The 22,916-nt window shown below is 64.2% G+C and carries 21 protein-coding genes and 1 pseudogene; 13 read left to right on the forward strand and 9 right to left on the reverse strand.

Annotation, left to right across the window (positions count from 1 at the left end; translation table 11 throughout):
• Positions 1-158 precede the first annotated feature (158 nt).
• The 6 genes from XcodCFBP4690_RS20850 to ykgO all read right to left on the reverse strand — a co-directional run bounded on the left by XcodCFBP4690_RS20850 (position 159) and on the right by ykgO (position 4,858).
• On the reverse strand, positions 159-1,391 hold the full coding sequence (locus XcodCFBP4690_RS20850; protein ID WP_104544090.1) for a TraB/GumN family protein: 1,233 nt from the start codon (positions 1,389-1,391) through the stop codon (positions 159-161).
• Positions 1,372-1,911, reverse strand: coding sequence for a GNAT family N-acetyltransferase (locus XcodCFBP4690_RS20855; protein ID WP_104544092.1), 540 nt, complete (start codon positions 1,909-1,911; stop codon positions 1,372-1,374). Before XcodCFBP4690_RS20855 ends, XcodCFBP4690_RS20850 begins: the two co-directional genes overlap by 20 nt.
• A 4-nt stretch (positions 1,912-1,915) precedes the next feature.
• A complete protein-coding gene (locus XcodCFBP4690_RS20860) occupies positions 1,916-2,800 on the reverse strand; it encodes a carbon-nitrogen hydrolase (RefSeq protein WP_104544094.1) in 885 nt (294 codons plus the stop codon).
• 111 nt (positions 2,801-2,911) lie between these two features.
• A complete protein-coding gene (locus XcodCFBP4690_RS20865) occupies positions 2,912-3,946 on the reverse strand; it encodes an agmatine deiminase family protein (protein WP_167394739.1) in 1,035 nt (344 codons plus the stop codon).
• Between the two features lie 235 nt (positions 3,947-4,181).
• Positions 4,182-4,511 carry a hypothetical protein gene (locus tag XcodCFBP4690_RS20870; RefSeq protein ID WP_104544098.1) on the reverse strand — a complete coding sequence of 110 codons (330 nt, stop codon included), beginning with the start codon at positions 4,509-4,511 and terminating at the stop codon, positions 4,182-4,184.
• A gap of 221 nt (positions 4,512-4,732) precedes the next feature.
• Positions 4,733-4,858, reverse strand: coding sequence for a type B 50S ribosomal protein L36 (ykgO, locus tag XcodCFBP4690_RS20875; RefSeq protein ID WP_005913193.1), 126 nt, complete (start codon positions 4,856-4,858; stop codon positions 4,733-4,735).
• 174 nt (positions 4,859-5,032) lie between these two features.
• Here ykgO and cmk point away from each other — a divergent pair, with 174 nt between their 5' ends.
• The 9 genes from cmk to XcodCFBP4690_RS20920 all read left to right on the forward strand — a co-directional run bounded on the left by cmk (position 5,033) and on the right by XcodCFBP4690_RS20920 (position 15,605).
• Complete coding sequence (cmk, locus tag XcodCFBP4690_RS20880; RefSeq protein ID WP_104544100.1) at positions 5,033-5,716, forward strand: (d)CMP kinase; 684 nt, start codon at positions 5,033-5,035, stop codon at positions 5,714-5,716.
• A gap of 182 nt (positions 5,717-5,898) precedes the next feature.
• Positions 5,899-7,584 carry a 30S ribosomal protein S1 gene (rpsA, locus tag XcodCFBP4690_RS20885; protein WP_104544102.1) on the forward strand — a complete coding sequence of 562 codons (1,686 nt, stop codon included), beginning with the start codon at positions 5,899-5,901 and terminating at the stop codon, positions 7,582-7,584.
• Between the two features lie 87 nt (positions 7,585-7,671).
• Positions 7,672-7,983, forward strand: a complete 312-nt coding sequence (locus tag XcodCFBP4690_RS20890) for an integration host factor subunit beta (RefSeq protein WP_002805779.1) — start codon at positions 7,672-7,674, stop codon at positions 7,981-7,983.
• 67 nt (positions 7,984-8,050) lie between these two features.
• Positions 8,051-8,356 (forward strand): lipopolysaccharide assembly protein LapA domain-containing protein, encoded by a 306-nt coding sequence (locus XcodCFBP4690_RS20895; RefSeq protein WP_104544104.1) that lies wholly within the window; start codon positions 8,051-8,053, stop codon positions 8,354-8,356.
• A 6-nt stretch (positions 8,357-8,362) separates the two neighbouring features.
• Positions 8,363-9,541, forward strand: a complete 1,179-nt coding sequence (lapB, locus tag XcodCFBP4690_RS20900) for a lipopolysaccharide assembly protein LapB (RefSeq protein WP_104544106.1) — start codon at positions 8,363-8,365, stop codon at positions 9,539-9,541.
• Positions 9,542-9,804: 263 nt separating this feature from the next.
• On the forward strand, positions 9,805-10,782 hold the full coding sequence (locus XcodCFBP4690_RS20905) for an MraY family glycosyltransferase (protein ID WP_104544108.1): 978 nt from the start codon (positions 9,805-9,807) through the stop codon (positions 10,780-10,782).
• 9 nt (positions 10,783-10,791) lie between these two features.
• Positions 10,792-12,699, forward strand: coding sequence for a polysaccharide biosynthesis protein (locus XcodCFBP4690_RS20910; RefSeq protein ID WP_167394740.1), 1,908 nt, complete (start codon positions 10,792-10,794; stop codon positions 12,697-12,699).
• Complete coding sequence (gene galU / locus XcodCFBP4690_RS20915; protein ID WP_104544110.1) at positions 12,699-13,592, forward strand: UTP--glucose-1-phosphate uridylyltransferase GalU; 894 nt, start codon at positions 12,699-12,701, stop codon at positions 13,590-13,592. Before XcodCFBP4690_RS20910 ends, galU begins: the two co-directional genes overlap by 1 nt.
• A gap of 153 nt (positions 13,593-13,745) precedes the next feature.
• Positions 13,746-15,605 (forward strand): monovalent cation:proton antiporter-2 (CPA2) family protein, encoded by a 1,860-nt coding sequence (locus tag XcodCFBP4690_RS20920; protein ID WP_104544112.1) that lies wholly within the window; start codon positions 13,746-13,748, stop codon positions 15,603-15,605.
• Positions 15,606-15,850: 245 nt separating this feature from the next.
• Here XcodCFBP4690_RS20920 and XcodCFBP4690_RS20925 read toward each other — a convergent pair whose 3' ends face one another.
• Positions 15,851-16,183 (reverse strand): DUF1244 domain-containing protein, encoded by a 333-nt coding sequence (locus tag XcodCFBP4690_RS20925; RefSeq protein WP_104544114.1) that lies wholly within the window; start codon positions 16,181-16,183, stop codon positions 15,851-15,853.
• A gap of 49 nt (positions 16,184-16,232) precedes the next feature.
• On the opposite strand from XcodCFBP4690_RS20925, the gene folD reads away from it, so the two are divergent.
• The 4 genes and pseudogenes from folD to XcodCFBP4690_RS20945 all read left to right on the forward strand — a co-directional run bounded on the left by folD (position 16,233) and on the right by XcodCFBP4690_RS20945 (position 22,016).
• Positions 16,233-17,144, forward strand: a complete 912-nt coding sequence (gene folD, locus XcodCFBP4690_RS20930; protein ID WP_104544116.1) for a bifunctional methylenetetrahydrofolate dehydrogenase/methenyltetrahydrofolate cyclohydrolase FolD — start codon at positions 16,233-16,235, stop codon at positions 17,142-17,144.
• A gap of 172 nt (positions 17,145-17,316) precedes the next feature.
• Positions 17,317-18,774, forward strand: a complete 1,458-nt coding sequence (gene guaB / locus XcodCFBP4690_RS20935) for an IMP dehydrogenase (RefSeq protein WP_104544118.1) — start codon at positions 17,317-17,319, stop codon at positions 18,772-18,774.
• A 126-nt stretch (positions 18,775-18,900) separates the two neighbouring features.
• The gene (gene guaA, locus XcodCFBP4690_RS20940; protein WP_104544120.1) at positions 18,901-20,466 is read left to right on the forward strand and encodes a glutamine-hydrolyzing GMP synthase; all 1,566 of its coding nucleotides are present in this window, start codon (positions 18,901-18,903) and stop codon (positions 20,464-20,466) included.
• Positions 20,467-20,759: 293 nt separating this feature from the next.
• A pseudogene (locus tag XcodCFBP4690_RS20945) lies at positions 20,760-22,016 on the forward strand (tyrosine-type recombinase/integrase).
• Here XcodCFBP4690_RS20945 and XcodCFBP4690_RS20950 read toward each other — a convergent pair.
• Together XcodCFBP4690_RS20950 and XcodCFBP4690_RS20955 are read right to left on the reverse strand one after the other, a co-directional pair.
• A complete protein-coding gene (locus XcodCFBP4690_RS20950) occupies positions 21,982-22,269 on the reverse strand; it encodes a helix-turn-helix transcriptional regulator (RefSeq protein WP_104544122.1) in 288 nt (95 codons plus the stop codon). The pseudogene XcodCFBP4690_RS20945 and the gene XcodCFBP4690_RS20950 overlap by 35 nt on opposite strands.
• Before the next feature lie 307 nt (positions 22,270-22,576).
• On the reverse strand, positions 22,577-22,916 hold a 340-nt coding region (locus XcodCFBP4690_RS20955), incomplete at its 5' end, for a transposase (protein ID WP_146091994.1).

Below are 22,916 nucleotides of genomic sequence, written 5' to 3' on the forward strand. Positions count from 1 at the left end.
CTTGCATCTGCTCCGATGATCAGTCGGAAGACATAACGCTGTTAGGCGACCATGTCCAGATACAAGGAGCGCACCCGGGCGCGATGGGATGTTACCGGTAATGCTTCATCGCGCCTGGGGGCGCTCCTACGAGGAGCAGCGGTGCAGCGCCACCATGCTCACCCATGCAGGCGATTGAAGATTTGCACGCCGGCCAGCCACACGCCTGCCATGCTGCCGAAATTGGTCAGCAGGAAGGTCAGCACCACGCGCGAGACGCGATTGCGGTACCAGCCGCGCAGGGTCTGCGCGTCGTCGCGCAGCGACAGGAAATCGCCATAGGCCGGTTTGCGCATGTGCACTTCGACCAGCGCTGCAAAGGCCCCGGTCGGCACGCTCAGCCGGAACGGCTTGAACGGTGCCACCACCGCCGCGGTCAGGATGCTCAGCGGGTGGCTGCCGGCCAGCAGACAACCCAGTGCCGCCATGCCGCCGGTGTACATGGCCCATTGCAGCAGCAGGTCGGCGCCCATGCTCAGGCCGCCGCGCCAGAAGCCGATGCCGATCCCGGTAATGATCACCGCCAGGATGCCCAGGGTGATCCACGGGATGCGCTTGCGCTGCTGCACGTATTCCAGCGCTTCGCGCAGCGGCCCGGGCGCGTCGGTGTCCTGTTCCAGGTGTCGTGCAAGCCCAGCCAGATGGCCGGCGCCCACCACGGCCAATACCTCGCGCTGGCCGCCCTCGGCTTCCTCGCGCAGGCGCGTGGCCATGTAGCGATCGCGCTCGGCGATCACGGTCTCGTACAGCTCCGGGCTTTCGCTGGCGAAATCGCCGAAGCTCGCCTCCAGCATGTCGCCCTGCTTGAGCTTTTCGATTTCTTCCTCGCCTACCTCGTCGGCGGCGAACAGTCCGCCGAGCAGGCCGCCGGCCAGCTTCATCTTGCCGAAGAAGCCCAACCGCCCGGAGGCGCGCTTGAAGGTCAGCCCGACTTCGCGGTCGATCAGGTACACCGGCAACCCCTGCGCGCGTGCCAGGCTGACCGCTTCCTTCAATTCGGCACCCGGTTCGATGCCCAACTGCTTGGCCAGCCGGCGCTGATACGCCGCCAACGCAAGATTGGCCGCAAACAGCGCCACGCGCCCCTTGCGGATCACCTGCACCAGGTCCAGGCGGGCCAATGCGTCCGGATCGCTGAGCGCCTGTAGCCGCTGCGTATCCAGTTCCACCGCCACCGCGTCGTAACGGCCGCTGCCGATCGCCCGCTGCACCGCGGCCACGCTGGCCAACGACACGTGCGCGGTGCCCAGCAGGGTGTAGCGCACGCCATCGCGCTCGACGATGCGATGCGGCTGGCCGGACAGCGCATCGTCCAGAACGTGGGGGAGCTGCTCAGTCATGGGGGTATTCATCAGAAGGAGGAGTGGTGTCGCCGGAGCCGAGCGCGCGTTGCATCTGCACGCTGTCCAGCCAGCGACCATGCTTGCGGCCGATCCCGCTGAAGACTCCGACCGTGCGGAATCCAAAACGTTCATGCAGCCGACGCGAGGCCTGGTTCTCGGCATCGCCGATCACCGCGATCATCTGCCGGTAGCCGCGTTGCTCGCACACTGCGATCAGTTCGCCAAGCAGGGCGCTGCCGATGCCGTGGCCCTGCTGGCTTTGGGCCACGTAGATCGAGTTCTCCACCGTCCAGCGGTAGCCTGCACGCGCGCGGTAGCTGCCTGCATACGCGTAGCCGACCACCGCACCATCGCGTTCTGCGACCAGGTAGGGGTAGCCCGCATCCACCACGGCGTCCACGCGTGAGCGCATCTGCTCGCTGGATGGTGCGCTGTATTCGTAGGTAGTGCACCCGGCGATCTGCTCCGCGTAGATCGCAGTGATCGCCGGGATGTCCGCATCGCGGACTGCACGCAACTCGACGCGCATGCAGTCAGTCAATGTAGCGCTTGAGCAGGTCGCCATACGCATCGATACGGCGGTCGCGCAGGAACGGCCAGATGCGGCGCACGTGTTCGCTACGCTGCAGATCAACATCGCAGATCAGTACGGTCGGGTCCTGGCCGGCTTCGGCAATGAACTCGCCCTGCGGTCCCAGCACATGGCTGTTGCCCCAGAACTGGATGCCCGATGCGCCCAGCGGCGAGGGCTCGTGGCCGACGCGGTTGCACGACAGCACCGGCACCCCGTTGGCGACCGCATGGCCGCGATGGCTGAGTACCCAGGCATCGCGCTGGCGTTCCTGCTCGGGTTGCTGGTCGTCCGGATCCCAGCCGATCGCGGTGGGGTAGAGCAGCAGCTCCGCACCGGCCAACGCCATCAGGCGAGCCGCTTCCGGGTACCACTGGTCCCAGCACACCAGCACGCCAAGGCGGCCCACCGAGGTGTCGATCGGCGTAAAGCCCAGATCGCCCGGAGTGAAGTAGAACTTCTCGTAGAAGCCCGGGTCGTCGGGGATGTGCATCTTGCGGTACTTGCCGAGCAGGCGGCCGTCTTTTTCGAACACCACCGCCGTGTTGTGATACAGGCCGGCGGCGCGACGCTCGAACAGCGAGGCGACCAGCACCACGCCGTGTTGCCTGGCCAGCGCGCCCAGGCGCTCGGTGCTTGGGCCGGGAATCGGCTCGGCCAGATCGAATTCCTCCACCGACTCGTGCTGGCAGAAATACGCACCGTTGTGCAGTTCCTGCAACAGCACCAGCTTGGCGCCCTGCGCGGCCGCTTCGGCCACGCGCGATTCGATGACGGCCAGGTTGGCCTCGGCGTCGCCGTGGTTGCGCTCCTGGATCAGCGCGACGGAAAGGAGATGACGGGTCATGGCTACATCCAACTGGGTGACGCGCTAAGGTAGCGCGTCATGGCGGAACACCGGCCTGCCGGCCGGAACAGGAACGACGCGTCGCATGGATTGCCGCGACGGTCGCAACATCTAGGCAGCCAGCAAGCCGGCCGGCAACTGCATGGTCAGGCAGTGCAGGCTGCCGTTCTGCCAGATCAGCGCACGGCAGGGCACCGGCACGATCTCATGTTGCGGGAAGGCGTCGGCCAGCACCGCCTGCGCGGCGGCATCGGCCGGATCGCCGTAGGCCGGCATCAGCACCGCGCCATTGACGATCAGGAAGTTGGCATAGGACGCGGCCAGGCGGCGGCCCTGGTCGAGAATCGGCTGCGCCCACGGCAGCACGAACAGGCGGTACGGCTGGCCATCGGCGGTGCGCAGGGCGGCCAGTTCACTGCCCATCGCCTGCAATTCGGCGTAATGCGAATCGCCGGGGACATCGCAGCCCTGGTAGACGATCGCATCCGGGCCGGCGAAACGCGCCAGCGTGTCGATATGCGCATCGGTATCGTCGCCTTCCAGGTAGCCGTGATCCAGCCACAGCACGCGATCCTGGGCCAACCAGGTCGCCAGATCGCTGCTCAGCGATTCGCGGCTGCGCTGCGGGTGGCGCTCGTGCAGGCATTTCCAGGTGGTCAGCAAGGTGCCGGCGCCATCGGTCTCGATCGCACCGCCTTCCAGCGCGAAATCCACCGTCTGCACCGGCGCGGGCACGAACACCTGCGCTGCATCCAGCGCCCCCACCAGCTGATCGTCCAGGCTGGCTTCGAACTTGCCGCCCCAGCCTGTGAAGCGGAAATCCATCAGCCGGAAGCCGGCATCCTGGCGCAGCGTGATCGGGCCCGAATCGCGCAGCCAGGTGTCGTTATAGGCGGCCACCACGAAACGCACTCGCGTCATGTCCAGCCGCGCCGAGCGCAGCCGCGCTTCGGCATAGATCTGCAGATCGTCGTCGGCCACGCAGATGATCACCGGCTCGAAGCGGGCGATCGCCGTCACCAGCGCGATATAGGTCTCTTCCACCTCGGCCAGGCGCTCGGCCCAGTCGGTCCCGGCGTGCGGCCACGCGAGCAGCACGGCGGATTGGGGTTCCCATTCGGCGGGAAAACGAAGACGGTCGGTCATGCCTGGCAGTACTCATCTTGGTGTCCGGGCAGCGGCCCGGAGGTTCATCGATTCCCTGCACGCGTGTGCAGGCTCTTGCGATCCTGACGCACACGCATGCGTCAGGCTTTGGTGCAGCGTCGCAGCGACACATGTCCGGCTGCTGACGGATGCGGCAGGCCGACATCCGGAACGGTCGTGCCAGCGGTGCGGCGTGCAGAGGCCTGCACGCACTGGCGACCGAGCATGGCGGCGCTTACTTGATCGGCGGTTTCGGCCCGATCTCGTTGGCGTCGGCCTGGTTGGCCACCACATCGATCACCTTGCTCTTCTCGAAGTACACGGTGAACGCGGGGTAGACCCAGCGATGGATCGTCGGCCACTGGCGCTTCTGGCCACCACGCGGATCGAGCTTTTGCTGTGGCGCGCCGTAGCGGCTCTCCACCTGGCTCATGCTGTCGCCACGCAAGGGCAGGGCGGCGGCAGGTTTCTGCTGTGCACGATCGATCAGCAGCGTGTCGGCCGAAGCGACGGCACTGATCCCCATCAGCGCGATTGCCAGCATCACAAACAAACGGTTGCGCATGTCATCTACTCCCCAGTGGACAATGTTCAGATGATGATTACAGCAAAAAACCACGACAGGCGTTGCTGCCGGTCGCGCCGCACCTGCTGGTGCAGGCCGGCGCCAGGGCGGGCGACCATGGCTTCACGGTCCGGTCGGCTGCCTGGCCGGCAGTCGCGCGTCGACCAAGAAAAAACCGCCCGGAGGGCGGCTTTCTCGGGTCGTGCACGCGCCGCAACGGCTTAGCGCTGACGCGCCTTGAAACGCGGGTTCGACTTGCAGATCACGAAGACCTTGCCGCGGCGGCGGACCACCTTGCAGTCGCGGTGACGGGTCTTCGCAGACTTCAGGGAGGACAGGACTTTCATGGCACACCTCGGTGTAAACGGTTGGGTTCGATGGGAAGAGTGCCCACGGTTCGAGGGTGCACTCGCAATTAAGCCGGCGATTCTAACCGGCTTTTCGTCGTGCTTTCAAGTGGTTGCAGCGCAATGGCGGCGGGCGGCGTTACACTAGCGGCTGATGCCCTTCCGGAAACCTGAATGACCGATCTGTCGCCCGTCCTCACCATCGATGGTCCCTCCGGTGCCGGCAAGGGCACCGTCAGCCGGATCGTCGCCGCCCGCCTGGGCTGGCATTACCTGGACTCGGGGGCACTTTATCGTGCGGTGGGCGTGGCGGCGAGCTGGGCCGATCTGGACGTGTCCGACCCGGCGGCGCTGGTGCGTTGCACCTTCGATACGCGGGTCGAGTTCGATGATGCGGGCGAGGCGGGGTTGCGGGTGCTGGTCAACGGTGTCGATGCCACCAGCGAATTGCGCCTGGAAACCACCGGTGCATTGGCCTCGGCGATTGCCGCCATTCCCGAGGTGCGCAGTGCCCTGAAGGAGCGCCAGCGCGCATTCAGGCGCGCGCCTGGACTGGTTGCCGACGGTCGCGACATGGGCACGGTGATCTTCCCCGATGCCGCATTCAAGGTCTTCCTGACCGCCAGTGCCGAGGAACGTGCGGGCCGTCGCCATAAACAGTTGATGGAAAAGGGTGTTTCGGTTATCTTTGACGACCTGCTGCGCGAGATCATGGCCCGAGATGCCAGAGATGCCCAGCGGGTGGTGGCGCCATTGCGGCCGGCCGAAGACGCCGTGCTGATCGATACCAGCGGAATCGGGATCGAGGATGTCGTCCAGCGTGTGGTCGGGGTGTTGTCCTGCCGCACGCCGTCGTAAGCGTTCCGCAAGCGGGCTAGTCCCGCCGACCGTAAGGCGTTCCAAAGCTCCGTTGCGCATCCCGCGCGGCGGTTCTACTACTTCCAATCCGACCCGTTGTTGGGGTCGACCAACAGGCTGGGCGGTCCGTCTCTGTCGCAATCCGACGATCGGCGCCCGTGTGTTCAACTGAGTAAATCCAAATGACAGAATCTTTTGCTGAACTGTTCGAAGCCAGTCAAGCCAATCTGGCGAAGCTGAAGCCGGGCTCCATCGTCACCGGTACCGTCGTGGAAGTGCGCGGCGACGTGGTGGTGATCAATGCTGGCCTGAAGTCCGAAGGCATCGTGCCGATCGAGCAGTTCCGTAACGACGCTGGCGAGATCGATGTGGGCGTGGGCGACCAGGTCAAGGTTGCGCTGGACTCCATCGAAAACGGCTTCGGCGAGACCGTGTTGTCGCGCGAGAAGGCCAAGCGCGCGATGGTGTGGGACGAGCTGGAAGAAGCGTTGGAAAAGAACGAAACCATCACCGGCCGCATCAGCGGCAAGGTCAAGGGTGGTTTCACCGTGGACATCAAGGATGTCCGCGCGTTCCTGCCTGGTTCGCTGGTGGATGTGCGCCCGGTGCGCGACCCGGCTTACCTGGAAGGCAAGGAACTCGAGTTCAAGCTGATCAAGCTGGACCGCAAGCGCAACAACGTGGTCGTGTCGCGTCGTGCAGTGGTCGAGAGCGAGCACTCGGAAGAGCGCGAGCAGCTGATGGACAAGCTGCAGGAAGGCGCGATCCTGAAGGGTGTCGTCAAGAACCTGACCGACTACGGCGCATTCGTGGACCTGGGCGGTATCGACGGCCTGCTGCACATCACCGACATGGCCTGGAAGCGCGTGCGCCATCCGTCCGAAGTGGTCAACGTCGGCGACGAGCTGGACGTGCGCGTGCTGAAGTTCGATCGCGAGCGTAACCGCGTCAGCCTCGGCCTGAAGCAGCTGGGCGAGGATCCGTGGGACAACATCGCCCGTCGTTACCCGGCCAACAGCCGCGTGTTCGGCAAGGTCTCCAACGTCACCGATTACGGCGCATTCGTCGAGATCGAGCCGGGTGTCGAAGGTCTGGTGCACGTCTCCGAGATGGATTGGACCAACAAGAACGTCAACCCGTCCAAGGTCGTGCAGGTCGGTGACGAAGTCGAAGTGATGGTGCTGGACGTCGACGAAGAGCGTCGCCGCATCTCGCTGGGCATGAAGCAGGTTGCCGCCAATCCGTGGGAAACCTTCGCTGCGACCCACAAGAAGAACGACAAGGTGTCCGGTCAGATCAAGTCGATCACCGACTTCGGCATCTTCATCGGTCTGGACGGCGGCATCGACGGCCTGGTCCACCTGTCCGACATCAGCTGGAACACCACCGGCGAAGACGTCGTGCGCAACTACAAGAAGGGCGACACGCTGGAAGCCGTCGTTCTGGCCGTGGACCCGGAGCGCGAGCGCATCAGCCTGGGCGTCAAGCAGCTGGAGCAGGATCCGTTCGGTCAGTACATGGCGTCCAACCCGAAGGGTTCGAAGGTCGAAGGCACGGTGCGTGAAGTGGATGCCAAGGGCGCCACGATCGACCTGGCCGATGGCATCGAAGGCTACGTGGCTGCACGCGACATCGCCAACGAGCGCGTCGACGATGCGACCCAGCACCTGAAGGTCGGCGACAAGATCGAAGCCAAGTTCGTGGGCATGGACCGCAAGGGCCGCACCCTGCAGCTGTCGATCAAGGCCAAGGACGATGCCGAAATGCGCGAAACGCTGGAGGAATACCAGTCCTCCGCTGCGTCGGGCGGCATGACTCAGCTGGGTGCGCTGCTGCGCGCACAGTTGAACAACAACAAGTCCGAGTAAGCGCTAGCGCTCTTGCGAGCGTGATGGAACGGCCCGGGCTTGCCCGGGCCGCTTCCGATGTGTCAGTCGAAAAAAGCAAGTCTTCCCATGACCAAGTCCGAATTGATTGAAATCCTGGCGCGACGCCAAGCGCATCTGAAGTCGGACGATGTGGATCTGGCAGTCAAGTCGCTGCTGGAGATGATGGGGCAGGCGCTGTCCGATGGTGACCGGATCGAAATCCGCGGGTTCGGCAGCTTCTCGCTGCATTACCGCCCGCCACGTCTGGGGCGTAATCCCAAGACAGGCGAATCGGTCGCGTTGCCGGGCAAGCATGTTCCGCACTTCAAGCCGGGCAAGGAATTGCGCGAGCGGGTCAGCTCCGTGGTGCCGGTCGATCTGGCCGATGCGGCAGACTGACGGCAGTTCCACCGCTGCGTTTATGTCGGCTCGGTTAAGCTAGGCCCCTTCCCGACGGAGTCTCGCGATGAAGGTGTTTCGCTTGCTGGTGATGTTGGCATTCCTGTTGGTCGGCCTGATCATCGGTGCGGTCAATTCCCAGGACGTCACGCTCGATTTCCTGTTTTCCAGCGTGCATACGACCTCCGGGGTCGCGATCATCGTCGCGCTGCTGGTCGGTGTGTTGATCGGTGCCGGCATGGTGCTGGTCAGCGTGGTCATTCCCCTCTATTCCAAGCTGCGTCAGGCCAACAAGGCTGTCGCGGTCAGTCGTGCCGACGCCAGGCCTGTTGCGCCTGCTGCCGTCGAGCCGCGCCCTCTCGATGGACTCTAAGTACGTATGGACTTCCTGACCGAGTGGTTCTGGTTTTTCCTGTTCCTGCCGCTGGCGGCGCTGAGTGGCTGGATCGTCGGTCGACGCGGCGGGCAGCGTCATGGCGATACCCAGGTCAGCCGTCTGTCCAGCACGTATTTTCGCGGCTTGAACTATCTGCTCAACGAGCAGCCGGACAAGGCGATCGAGCTGTTCCTGCACATCGCCGAGCTGGACAAGGAAACCTTCGAGACGCAGGTTGCGCTGGGTCATCTGTTCCGCCGCCGCGGCGAGGTCGACCGCGCCATCCGCCTGCATCAGGGGCTGGTGCAGCGCGGCGACCTGACCGACCAACAGCGCGTCCAGGCTTTGCTTGCTTTGGGCGAGGACTACATGAAGTCCGGTCTGCTGGACCGCGCTGAAACGGTGTTCACCGAACTGGCGCAGCTCGATCAGCGTGCGCCGCAGGCGCTGCGCCATCTGATCGGTATCTACCAGGCCGAACGCGACTGGGAAAAGGCGATCGACAACGCCACCCGCTACGAAGAAGTCACTGGCGAGCCGATGGGCAAGCTGATTTCCCAGTTCGAATGCGAACTGGCAGACCGTTACCGCGGGCTGGGCAAGGCCGATGAGGCCCTGCAGGCGATCGCGCGCGCCTACCAGGCTGACGGCACTTGCGTGCGGGCCGGTATTCTGGAGGGGCGCATCGAGGCCGAGCGCGGCCACGACGAAGCGGCGGTACGGGCGTTCGAGCGCGCGGCGCGGCACGACCCGGAATATCTGCCGGAGATCATTCCGGCGTTGATGGCGGCGTATCGCCGGGTGGGCGACATCGCTGGCGCGCGCAACTTCCTGTCCGAGATGACCGAGCATTATCGCGGCATCGCGCCGGTGCTGGCGCTGACCCAGCTGATGGAAGCGCAGGACGGCGTGGCGCCTGCATTGGCCTACCTCGGTCGCCAGCTCAAGGATCGTCCATCGGTGCGTGGCGAATCCGCGCTGATCGACCTGACCCTGGCCGAAGGCAGCGATCCGGTCGGAACCCTGCAGGATCTCAAGCACATCACCGACCAGTTGCTGGTGCGCAACCCGAGCTATCGCTGCACGCGCTGCGGTTTCGGTGCCAAGACGCACCATTGGCAATGCCCGAGCTGCAAGGAATGGGGCACGGTCAAGCCTCTGTTGAACTACGCGGTGGTCTAGGACGTGTCGCAGCTTTCCGGACATTGCGCGTGGCATCTCGCCGACGTTGAGCCAAGCCGTTGCCGTCGTCGGCGATGGAGCCAGGCAACTGCTGCTCCAGCGGCCCGGTGGGTGGCACCGTTGCTGGACCCCGGCATTGGGCGGCACGGTCAAGGCAGTGCTGGCATCGCCGTGCACGCTGGCATGACGTCGTCTCCCGCGATTCTGCCCGCTGCGATTGCTTCTATGCATGGCGCCAGCGGCTTGGAGCGCAGGGCGCAGTGATGCCCTCTCTCTGGCTGTGGTGCGCATTGCACCTGACGATTGCGGCGCTTGGAACGTGGCTGCTGCGACGCTACGCACTGCATCGCCGTCTGCTCGACCAGCCGGGCGAGCGACGAAACCATTCGGTCGCCACTCCACGCGGCGGCGGCATGGCCATCGTTGCGGCGATCCTTTCGGGGTGCGTGGTCGCCGGCATGCTCTGGCCGGCGTCACGCCTGCCAGTGGGCTGGTTCGCCGCCGGGCTGATCCTGGTCGCCGGGGTCGGTTGGTGGGACGACCATCGGCCGTTGTCGGCCAGGCTGCGGTTTTCAATTCACCTGGTCGCATCGGCCTCGCTTGGATGGCTGGTCACGCATTACACCGGCAGTGTCGTGGACGGCATTCTCAGCGCGGCCGCCTGCGTGGTGCTGATCAATGTCTGGAACTTCATGGACGGCATCAACGGCTTGGCGGCAAGCCAGGCCGCCTTGGCCGCACTGGCATTCGCGGCGATGGTTCCCGCGGCCTGGTCCCTGGCTGGGGTGGCAGTGGCCGCGGCATGCATGGGATTTCTCCCGTTCAACTTCCCGCGCGCACGTATCTTCCTTGGCGACGGGGGCAGCGGCGCACTGGGCTATGTGCTGGCCGCCTTGCTTGCGCTGAGCGTGGCAGCAGGGCAAGTCGGCTGGTGGATCGGCTGGATCCCCCTGACGGCCTTTCTTGTAGACGCCGGCTTCACGCTATTGTCTCGCATGCTCACCGGGCAACGCTGGTGGGAGCCGCACTCCCAGCATGTCTATCAGCGTCTGGCGCGCCGGCTTGCGAATCACGTTCCGGTGACTGGCGTTTACTTCGCTTTCAGCGTCACTGCCATTTGCTTGTATGTGTTACTTCGTCATGATGGGGCTTGGTTGCAGGTCGCCGGGGCAGTTGTCTGGGGCCTGGGCGTTGCCGCCAGTTGGTATTTTCTGCGCGCCGGATTGCGCGATTACGAATAATGGATTTTTATGATTTCCTGGCGTGACCGTTTGACCAAGGCGCTGCCGCAGACGGCAGTGGTGGTACATGACCTGCTGATGGTCTGGGTGTGCTGGCAGCTGCTGCATGCCGGCCGCTACTCGATGTTGCGCGACGCGCCGGAGCTCCCACTGTGGGATTGGCGCACCGCTGTGGTCCTGGTGGCCCAGGGTCTGGTGTTCTGGAAGATGGGGCTGTACCGGGGGCTGTGGCGTTTCGCCTCCGTGCCCGATCTGTGGAATATCTTCAAGTCGAGCTTCCTTGGCCTGGTCGCGATCGTACTTGCACTGGCGTACGACCGCCTGGATGGCGTGCCGTTGTCGGTCCTGGTGGTCTATCCATTTGCCCTGTCGGCGCTGCTCGGCACCCCGCGCCTGTTGTACCGCGCCTGGAAGGACTATCAGATCGCGCACTCCGGCGATGCCGCCCAGCGCGTGCTGATTCTGGGTGCCGGCCGCGCTGCCGAGGGTCTGGTTCGTGACCTGCGCCGTACCGGCGCATTCGTGCCGGTGGGCTTCCTGGACGACGCGAACAACCTGCATGGCGCAAAGATCCAGGGCATCAATGTCCTGGGTAACCTGGACCAGGCCGCTTCGATCGCCAAGGAAACCGCCGCCAAGCTGCTGGTGATCGCCATTCCGTCCCTGGATGCATCCGGCATGCAGCGGGTGGTGGCGATCTGCGAAAGCACGGGCCTGCCGTTCCGGATGGTGCCCAAGCTGATCAACGTGCTGGAAGGTCGCTCGCTGCCCGGCGAATTGAAGGAGGTCGCCATCGAGGACCTGCTCAATCGCAAGCCGGTCACGCCGGACTGGCGCCTGATCCGCGACTGGCTGACCAACAAGACCGTCATGGTGACCGGTGCTGGCGGTTCGATCGGTTCGGAAGTCTGCCGTCAGTGTGCCCGACATGGCGCGCGCCGGATCGTGCTGCTGGAGATCGACGAACTGGCGCTGCTGACCATCGATTCGGATCTGCGCCGGTTGTTTCCCGATATCGAAGTGGTGCGTGTGCTCGGCGACTGTGGCGATCCGGCGGTGGTGGCGCATGCGCTCAACACCGCGACCCCGGACGCGGTCTTCCATGCCGCCGCCTACAAACAGGTGCCGCTACTGGAAGAGCAGTTGCGCGAGGCGGTACGCAATAACGTGCTGGCCACCGAGAACGTGGCGCGTGCCTGCCAGCGGGCGCGCATCGAAACCTTTGTCTTCATTTCCACCGACAAGGCGGTCGAGCCCGTCAACGTGCTGGGCGCCAGCAAGCGCTACGCGGAAATGATCTGCCAGAGCCTGGACGCACGCGATGCGCCGACGCGCTTCATCACGGTGCGCTTCGGCAACGTGCTGGATTCGGCCGGCAGCGTGGTGCCGCTGTTCCGCGAGCAGATCCGCCAGGGTGGTCCGGTCACGGTGACGCATCCGGACGTGACGCGCTACTTCATGACCATTCCCGAAGCCTGCCAGTTGGTGATCCAGGCAGCGGCGTCCGCCTCGCATGGCGCGATCTACACGCTGGACATGGGCGAGCCGGTGCCGATCCGGCTGCTGGCCGAGCAGATGATCCGCCTGGCCGGAAAGCAGCCAGGCAAAGACGTGGCCATCCTCTATACCGGTCTGCGACCGGGCGAAAAGCTGCATGAGACGCTGTTCTATTCCGACGAAGACTATCGGCCCACCGCGCATCCCAAGATCCTGGAAGCCGGTGTGCGCGAGTTCTCGCACGAGCAGGTCCTGCAGCTGGTGACGCGGCTGCGCGAAGCGGTTAACCGTTATGACATCAAGGCGATGGAGACTGTGCTGGGCAGCCTGATGCCGGATTTCGCGGCTGCTCGACGGAAAGTCGACGCGCGATCTGATACGGTCGTGCCATTCCCCGCACGTGAGGTCAGAAGACTGTAATGAGTCAGCGCATTCGCAAGGCCGTATTCCCCGTCGCAGGTCTTGGGACCCGCTTTCTTCCGGCCACCAAGACGGTGCCGAAGGAAATGCTGCCAATCATCGACAAACCATTGATCCAATACGCTGTCGACGAGGCCATCCAGGCCGGCTGCGATACGCTGATCTTCGTCACCAACCGCTACAAGCACTCCATTGCCGACTACTTCGACAAGGCTTACGAGCTGGAGCAGAAGCTCGAGCGGGCCGGCAAGCTGGAGCAGCTGGAACTGGTCCGTCATGCATTGCCAGACGGTGTGCGCGCCATTTTCGTGACGCAGGCGGAGGCGCTGGGCCTGGGTCACGCCGTGCTGTGTGCCAAGGCGGTGGTCGGTGACGAGCCGTTCGCCGTGCTGCTGCCCGACGATCTGATGTGGAACCGTGGCGACGCCGCGCTGACCCAGATGGCCGATGTGGCAGAAGCCTCCGGTGGCAGCGTGATTGCCGTGGAAGATGTGCCTCGCGACAAGACGGCCAGCTACGGCATCGTTTCCACCGACGCGTTCGATGGCCGCAAGGGGCGCATCAATGCCATCGTCGAAAAGCCCAAGCCGGAAGTGGCGCCGAGCAATCTCGCGGTGGTCGGCCGCTACGTGCTCAGCCCGAAGATCTTCGAGTTGCTGGAGTCCACCGGTGCCGGCGCGGGGGGCGAAATCCAGCTGACCGACGCGATTGCCGAGCTGCTGAAGCAGGAGCAGGTCGATGCCTTCCGTTTCGAAGGCCGGCGCTTCGACTGTGGCGCGCATATCGGCCTGATCGAGGCGACCGTGCACTTCGCGCTCGAGCACGAGAAGCATGGCGGCCCGGCCAAGGAAATCATTCGCGAAGCATTGGCCAAGGCCGACGCACGCGCTTGATCGCTCCATGATCGTGGTATCGCGAACGACGCCTTGTGGCGTCGTTCGTCGTTTTGGGGCCTGATCGGGCAGGGCGGCCCTCTGCGCAGAACCGCTGCAATCAAAGCAAGCAGATGCAGGGCGATGGCGCAGTGGTGTCGTTAGAATCCAGGCATGAGCCAGACCTCGCACTCCAGTGACCTGATCAACGTGGTGGCCTTGCTGGGCGCGGCGGTGGTTGCCATCCCATTGTTCCGACGGCTGGGCCTGGGTTCGGTGCTCGGTTACCTGGCAGCGGGCCTTGCGATCGGCCCCTTCGGACTGGGCCTGTTCGACGACCCGCAGGCGATCCTGCACGTGGCCGAGCTGGGTGTGGTGATGTTCCTGTTCGTGATCGGGCTGGAGATGCGGCCCTCGCATCTATGGAGCCTGCGCAAGGAAATCTTCGGGCTCGGCACCTTGCAGATCTGCGTCTGTGCGCTGGTACTGACCGGCATTGGCATCGTCGGGCTCGGGTTCGCGCCTGCAGTGGCCTTCGTGGCCGCGTCCGGGTTCGTGCTGACCTCCACCGCCGTGGTGATGCAGCTACTTGCCGAGCGCGGCGATGTCGCCTTGCCACCAGGGCAGAAGATCGTGGCGATCCTGCTGTTCGAGGATCTGTTGATCGTGCCGCTGCTGGCCATCGTGGCCTGGATGGGCACCAGCGGCGACCCGCAGGTGGCGTCGCAGCGCTGGCACGACATCGGCATCGGGTTGGCCTGCATCGTCGGCCTGCTGGTGGCCGGGCGCTGGCTGCTCAATCCGCTGTTCCGGATCCTGGCCGCGTCCAAGGCGCGCGAGGTGATGACCGCGGCCGCGTTGTTGGTGGTGCTGGGCGCGGCACTGCTGATGCAGGTGGGCGGGTTGTCGATGGCGATGGGCGCATTCCTGGCCGGCGTGCTGCTGTCCGAATCCACCTTCCGCCACCAGATCGAGGCGGATATCGAGCCGTTCCGCGGCATCCTGCTGGGGCTGTTCTTCCTGGGCGTGGGCATGAGCCTGGACCTGCGTGTGGTGGTTGCCGACTGGCGCCTGATCGTGGCCGGCGTGCTGGCGCTGATGCTCGGCAAGGCCGCGTGCATCTACGCGGTGGCGCGACTGATGCGCAGCGATCACCGCCAGGCGCTGGATCGCGGCGTGTTGATGGCGCAGGGCGGCGAATTCGCCTTCGTACTGTTCGCTGCGGCGGCCGCCTCCGGCGTGATCGATGCGCAGGTCAACGCCAGCCTGACCGCGATCGTGGTGCTGTCGATGGCGCTGACGCCGCTGTTCGTGCTGCTGCAACGACGCTTCACGCCGGCGTCCGAGATCTCGCTGGATGGGGTGGAGGCGGTCAATGGACAGACCGGCAGCGTGCTGATCATCGGCTTCGGCCGCTTTGGCCAGGTCGCCAGCCAGTCGCTGCTGGCCCGCGACGTGGATGTGACCATCATCGACAACGATATCGAGATGATCCGCAGCGCGGAAAGCTTCGGTTTCAAGATCTATTACGGCGATGGCACCCGGCTGGATGTGCTGCATGCCTCCGGCGCGCACAGCGCGCGGGCGATCGCGGTCTGTATCGACGACCGCGAGGCGGCCAATCGCATCGTCGAGCTGGCCACGCACGAATTTCCGCATGCGCGCCTGCTGGTGCGCTCATTCGACCGCGAGCATTCCCTGCAGCTGATCGCCGCCGGCGTGGATTACCAGATTCGCGAGACCTTCGAATCCGCGGTGCTGTTCGGCCAGGCCGCATTGGTGGAACTGGGCGTGGACGAGGACGAGGCCGGCATGATCGCGCGCGAGATCCGCCGCCGCGACGCCGAACGCCTGGACCTGGAGATCGCCGCTGGCAACGTGCGTGCCGGGGCGGGTCTGATGTACGGCAACCTCACGCCGACGGTGCCCAAGCCTACGCCGTTTACGCCGCCGCGCCGGGAGAGCCGCTCGCTCAACCGCGATGCGTTGCCGCAGGCCAGTGAAGAGACTGCGGCAGAGACCAGGAGCGACTGACAACACGTCGCAATCGTCAAGTGGGTGTGGTGGGGGCTGCGCAGGAACCGACATGCGTTGCTTGCAACCATGTACACCAACCATCTCGATTGGCTCTTGTCCGCCTACCGGCGCGGGACCTTATGCGGCATGGATGCCGCATAAGAGCCTCCATGGATGGATTCACTGCGTGTCCCGTGCCGGTAGGCGGGCAAGAGCCCTGCAGCCAGCCCGCAGACACGCCAGCCGCGCGTCCTGACCAACGATCAGCCGTGTTTTTGCTGGGCCGCAGCGAAGGCTTCGAGTTGTTCGGGAGTGGCGTTTTTCTGATGCTGCTGCTTCCATTGTGCGAATGGCATGCCATAGACCGCATCGCGCGCCTGTTCCTTGCTCATCGATTGCCCTTGCGCTTCGGCCGCTTCGCGGTACCAGTCGCCCAGGCAGTTGCGGCAGAAGCCGGCCAGGATCATCAGGTCGATGTTCTGTACATCGGTGCGGTCCCGATTGAGATGTTGCAGCAGCCGGCGGAAGGCGGCCGCTTCGATGGCGGTGGTGGTCGCATCGCTGTTGGAAGTCGTGATGGAAGTGGTGTCGGTCATGGCGGAATCGGGGACAATAGACGGCCTTCGACTCTACACCTGACGCCCCATGACCGCTTCCGCGCCAGCTGCCTCCGCTCCGGCCCGCCTTCTCGATGGGCGACGTATTGCCGAGGAGTTGCTGGACGGATTGAAGTTGCGGGTGGATGCGCGGGTGGCGGCAGGCAAGAGCCGGCCCGGGCTGGCGGTGGTGCTGGTGGGAGGCGACCCGGCCTCGTCGGTGTATGTGCGCAACAAGCGCCGCGCAGCCGAAAAGGTCGGCATCGAAGCCTTCGATTACGACCTGCCGCAGGGCACCAGCGAGGCGGAGCTGGCGGCGTTGATCGACGAGCTCAACGCCGATGCAAAGATCCACGGCATCCTGATCCAGCTGCCGCTGCCGGGCATTCCCGATGCCAACCGTCTGATCCAGCGCATCGACCCACGCAAGGATGTGGATGGCTTCCATCCGCAGAACGTGGGGCATCTGGCGCTGCGCGAGTTCGGCCTGCGCCCGTGTACGCCGCGCGGCATCGTGACCCTGTTGGGCCATACCGACCAGCCGGTGCGCGGGCGCAATGCCACCATCGTCGGCGTGAGCAACCACGTGGGTCGGCCGATGGGACTGGAGCTGCTGATCGCCGGTTGCACGGTCACCAGCTGCCACAAGTTCACTCCGGCCGAGGTGCTGGAGGCCAGCGTGCGCAATGCCGACATCCTGGTGGTGGCCGTCGGCCGGCCGGGCCTGATTCCGGGCGAATGGGTCAAGCCGGGCGCGGTGGTGATCGATGTCGGCATCAACCGGCTCGAAGACGGCCGCCTGGTAGGCGATGTCGGTTTCGACGCCGCCGTGCAGCGCGCCGCCTGGATCACGCCGGTGCCGGGCGGGGTGGGGCCGATGACCGTGGCCACGCTGATGCAGAACACCATCGAGGCCGCTGATGCGGCCGGGAGTGGGGATTCGGGTTTGGGGATTCGTTAAAGGCAAGCGCGAAGCGCATGCGTCGGCCGATCCGGATTGCGTCCGGGATCAGCCGGCCATCGGCAAACGGGTAGACGTGTGGATGTGCGAGACGCGCCGTTGCGAATCCCGACTCCCCAATCCCGGCCCCAATGCGTTAAAATGTCGCGCTTCCCCACACTCGGGTCCGCCGATGCTACGCATCCAGGCTGAAGCTCTTACCTACGACGACGTTTCGCTCGTCCCCGCCCATTCGATCGTCCTACCCAAGGACGTCAGCCTGGAAACCCGGCTGACCCGCGATCTGCGTCTGAAACTTCCGATTCTCTCGGCAGCGATGGACACGGTGACCGAGCACCGCCTGGCGGTGGCCATGGCCCAGCTGGGCGGCATTGGCATCATCCACAAGAACCTGACCCCGGCGCAGCAGGCGGCCGAAGTGGCCAAGGTCAAGAAGTTCGAATCCGGCGTGATCACCGAGCCGTTCACGGTCAGCCCGGACACGACCATCGGCGAAGTGATCGCACTGACGCGTGCACGCAACATCTCCGGCGTGCCGGTGGTGGATGGCAGCGAACTGGTCGGCATCGTGACCAGCCGCGACATGCGCTTCGAGAAGAAGCTCGACGATCCGGTCCGCCACATCATGACCAAAAAGGATCGCCTGATCACCGTGCGCGAAGGCGCCAGCGACGAGGAAGTGCTCGAGCTGCTGCACCGCAACCGCATCGAGAAGATCCTGGTGGTCAACGACAGCTTCGAGCTGCGCGGGCTGATCACGGTCAAGGACATCCAGAAGAAGACCGACAACCCCAACGCGGCAAAGGACAGCGCCACGCGGTTGCTGGTGGGTGCGGCCGTGGGCGTGGGCGGCGATACCGAGCAGCGCGTCGAACTGCTGGTCGCCGCCGGCGTGGACGTTGTCATCGTCGATACCGCGCACGGCCACTCGCAGGGCGTGATCGACCGTGTGGCCTGGGTCAAGAAGACCTATCCGCAGCTGCAGGTGATCGGTGGCAACATCGTGACCGGCGATGCGGCACTGGCACTCATGGATGCCGGGGCCGACGCGGTCAAGGTCGGCGTGGGTCCGGGCTCGATCTGCACCACGCGCGTGGTGGCAGGCGTCGGCGTGCCGCAGATCACCGCGGTGGACATGGTGGCCGAAGCGCTGCAGGACCGTATCCCGCTGATCGCCGACGGCGGCATCCGCTACTCGGGCGACATCGGCAAGGCCCTGGTGGCCGGCGCCTCGACGGTGATGGTCGGCGGCCTGCTGGCTGGTACCGAAGAAGCGCCCGGCGAAGTCGAATTGTTCCAGGGCCGCAGCTACAAGAGCTACCGCGGCATGGGCAGCCTGGGGGCAATGGAAAAGGGCTCCAAGGACCGCTATTTCCAGGATGCCTCCGATGCCGACAAGCTGGTGCCCGAAGGCATCGAAGGGCGCGTGCCGTATCGCGGCCCGGTTGGCGGCATCATCCATCAGCTCATCGGTGGCCTGCGCGCGACCATGGGCTATGTGGGCTGCGCCACCATCGAAGACATGCGCACCAAGCCGAAGTTCGTCAAGATCACCGGCGCCGGCCAGCGCGAAAGCCACGTCCACGACGTGCAGATCACCAAAGAGCCGCCGAACTATCGCGCTGGGTAAACCAGCGCGCGGGAGTGGGGATTCGGCATTCGGGATTCGCAAGAGCCTACCGCGTCCTCATCCGGCAACGGTTGTGGCGCGTGTTCTTGCGAATCTCCAATCCCAACTCCCCAATCCCGGCCCTCAATGACCAGCATCCACAACGACAAGATCCTCATCCTCGATTTCGGCGCGCAGTACACGCAGCTGATTGCGCGGCGCATTCGCGAGCTGGGCGTGTATTGCGAGATCTGGGCCTGGGACCATGATCCGTCCGAGATCGCCGGCTTCGGTGCCAAGGGCATCATCCTGTCCGGTGGACCGGAATCGACCACGTTGCCGGGCGCGCCTGTCGCACCGCAGGAAGTGTTCGATAGCGGCTTGCCGGTCTTCGGCATCTGCTACGGCATGCAGACCCTGGCTGCGCAGCTGGGCGGGGCGACCGAAGCGGCCGACCAGCGCGAGTTCGGTCATGCCGAAGTGGACGTGGTGGCCGCCGATGCGTTGTTCTCCGGCCTGACCGATCACGCCGGCGCATCGCGCCTGAACGTGTGGATGAGCCATGGCGACCACGTATCCAAGGTGCCGCCAGGCTTCACGATTACCGCCGTGACCGACCGCATTCCGGTGGCGGCGATGTCCAACGAGGACAAGCGCTGGTACGGCGTGCAGTTCCACCCGGAAGTGACGCATACGCTGCAGGGCCAGACCTTGCTGCGCCGCTTCGTGGTCGATGTCTGCGGCTGCCAGACGCTGTGGACGGCGGCCAACATCATCGACGACCAGATCGCGCGTGTGCGTGCGCAGGTGGGCGAGGACGAGGTGATCCTGGGGCTGTCCGGCGGCGTGGATTCGTCGGTGGTGGCGGCGTTGCTGCACAAGGCGATCGGCGACAAGCTGACCTGCGTGTTCGTCGACACCGGCCTGCTGCGCTGGCAGGAAGGCGACCAGGTGATGGCGATGTTTGCCGAGCACATGGGCGTCAAGGTGATCCGCGTCAATGCGGCCGACCGCTACTTCAAGGCGCTGGAAGGCGTCAGCGACCCGGAAGCCAAGCGCAAGATCATCGGCAACCTGTTCGTGGAGATCTTCGACGAAGAGTCCGGCAAGCTGGCCAACGCCAAATGGCTGGCGCAGGGCACCATCTACCCGGACGTGATCGAGTCGGCCGGCAGCAAGACCGGCAAGGCGCACGTGATCAAGAGCCACCACAACGTCGGTGGTTTGCCGGAGCACATGAAGCTGGGCCTGGTCGAGCCGCTGCGCGAACTGTTCAAGGACGAAGTGCGTCGCCTCGGTGTCGAACTCGGCCTGCCGCGCAGCATGGTCTACCGCCACCCGTTCCCCGGCCCGGGCCTGGGAGTGCGCATCCTGGGCGAGGTGAAGCGCGAGTATGCCGAGCTGCTGGCCAAGGCCGATGCGATCTTCATCGACGAACTGCGCAAGGCCGACCTGTACGACACCACCAGCCAGGCGTTTGCGGTGTTCCTGCCGGTGAAGTCGGTCGGTGTGGTCGGCGATGCGCGCGCCTACGAATGGGTGATCGCGCTGCGCGCGGTGGAGACCATCGACTTCATGACCGCGCACTGGGCGCACCTGCCGTACGACTTCCTCGGCACTGTGAGCAACCGCATCATCAACGAACTGCGCGGCGTCTCGCGCGTGGTCTACGACATCTCCGGCAAGCCGCCGGCGACGATCGAGTGGGAATGATTTTTTGCCCATCCGAGGGTATCCTGGAATACGCCAGAATACGCTATAACGCACTGAGAAATAAGAAAAACTTCGTCATCACCTATCGCGTACTATCGGTGCGCAGAGATGGGCCTTGACGGCCCGCGTGACGGGCCTTGCCCATATTGAACAGCTACGAAAACAGAAGTACCGTCAGGAGACAACAGGCTCTTGACGGTACTTTATTTGCGATAAGAAGCTGAAAAATCAGAAAATTTTCCGCCAAGGCTCACCCAAAACCGCATGACGGTACTTTTGGAGGTGGCGTGGAAATGCTGACGGATGCGGCGATCAAGGCTCTGAAGCCTCAGAGCAAAATGTACAAAGTTGCGGATAGGGACGGCATGTATGTGCGCGTCATGCCGTCCGGCGCGATATCGTTTCGTCTGGATTATCGGCTGAACGGACGTCGCGAGACCGTCTACTTGGGGAAGTATGGACGAGACGGCATCTCGCTGGCTCGCGCTCGTGAACTCTGTATCGATGCAAGAAGGGCCGTCAGTGAGGGCCGCTCACCCGCGATCGAGAAGCAGCGTGAGAAGCGGCGGCTGAAGGAAGCCGAGAGCTTCGGGGAATTCGGAGAGAAGTGGCTTATCAGCGCGCCGATGGCCGACAGCACCCGGGCTATGAGACGCTCGATCTTCGAAAGGGAGTTGCTTCCGGTCTGGCGCAATCGTCTCCTCACCGAGATCACCCCGGATGATTTGCGCGCGCATTGCGGCAAGATCGTCGATCGTGGCGCCCCGGCGACTGCGATCCATGTGCGCGATATCCTCAAGCAGATTTATGGCTTCGCCATCCTGCACGGCGAGAAGGTCGCAAACCCGGCCGACGACGTCGGACCGGCATCGATCGCGACCTTCGCGCCGAAGGATCGCTCCCTGTCTCCAAGCGAGATCCGGATCATGCTCAAGGAACTGGAGAAGGTCGCGACTCTGCCGACGATCCGGCTAGGGATGAAACTGTATCTGCTGACGATGGTGCGAAAGAGCGAACTGCAGGACGCGGTCTGGGATGAGGTGGATTTCGAGAACGCCGTCTGGACGATTCCAAAGGAGCGTATGAAACGATCGAAGGCGCACAACGTCTATCTCTCGCGCCAGACCCTCGACATCATGATTGCGCTTAAGACCTGTGCGGGCAATTCGCGATATCTGCTGCCGTCCAGGTACGACGCTGATGCTCCGATGTCGCGCGCCACGTTCAATCGTGTGACCTATGCGGTTGTTGAGCAAGCTCAGAAGGACGGGCTGCCGCTGGAGCCGTTTACCGTTCATGACCTGCGCCGCACGGGTTCGACGTTGCTCAACGAGCTGGGCTTCAACAGCGACTGGATCGAAAAGTGCTTAGCGCACGAGGATGGTCGGTCGTCGCGCGGCGTCTACAACAAGGCCGAGTACGAGGTCCAGCGCCGTCATATGATGTAGGAATGGTCGGATATTGTGGACGCTTGGGTGGAGGGGCGTAAGCACACGCCCGTACTTTTGCCGCCAGCTATGCCTCTGATGCAACTCGATCCGGCCCTTTGACGGGCCGCGTTTTCCGCTTAGTGACATCGGGATGCTGAGCCCGACGGATTGGCGCGGCTCGGCGAGCTAACAGCCACGCCTCGACTTCCGCCAGGTCCCACACGATACACCTGGGCGACAGAGCAAAGCGTCGAGGGAATTCGCCGCGCTGCTCCATTTCATAAATTGTGCTGTCGGCCAGCGGAACCATCTCGCGCAACTGTTGGCGTCGGATGGTGCGCCGTAGTGCGACGCTAGACGATACTACTGTCATGCTATGCCTCCTATTGCTTTTATGTTCCGTGATAGAAAGCGATAGGTTCGGAAAGATGGAAGGCCTCCGATGCCCGCGTGCGGGAATATCGCAGCGTAGCGTACGAATCGGAGGGTTAAGTTTCCGCGGGTAGGTGCTGGAATTCACCTGCCGACAGACAGAGCACTTTACTCAGCCAGCCAGGCATTCCTAGGGAAGGTCTGAACAACGATGCCTGACAGGGCGGAATGTGGCATCGCTCCGGAGAGTCGCGTTTGGAGCCTCGGGTTCTCGCCATTTATGGCGTTTTCCTTGGGAATCGCCCGGGTTACAGGCACGCGCTCCCCATCACAGGTAGTAACTGCTTGCGCGTCATCCACAGGTTTGACAGCGCAAACAAGGTCAGCACCTGTGCCGTGTTCTTGGCCAGACCGCGATAGCGGACCTTGGTGTAGCCAAACTGGCGCTTGATCACCCGGAATGGATGCTCCACCTTCGCGCGCACGCTGGCCTTGAAGTGTTCCCAACGCTGTTCCCGAGCACGCTCGCGTGTGTTGCCGATGCCTTGCATCGTCGAGGGCTTGGCGGCGATGAAGAATACTGCTTGGCAGTCCCGCAGTTCTTGGCGTTTGTCCGCCCCGGTATAGCCACTGTCGCCGAACACGCTG

Source organism: Xanthomonas codiaei, from assembly GCF_002939785.1.
GTDB classification, from domain to species: Bacteria; Pseudomonadota; Gammaproteobacteria; order Xanthomonadales; family Xanthomonadaceae; genus Xanthomonas; species Xanthomonas codiaei.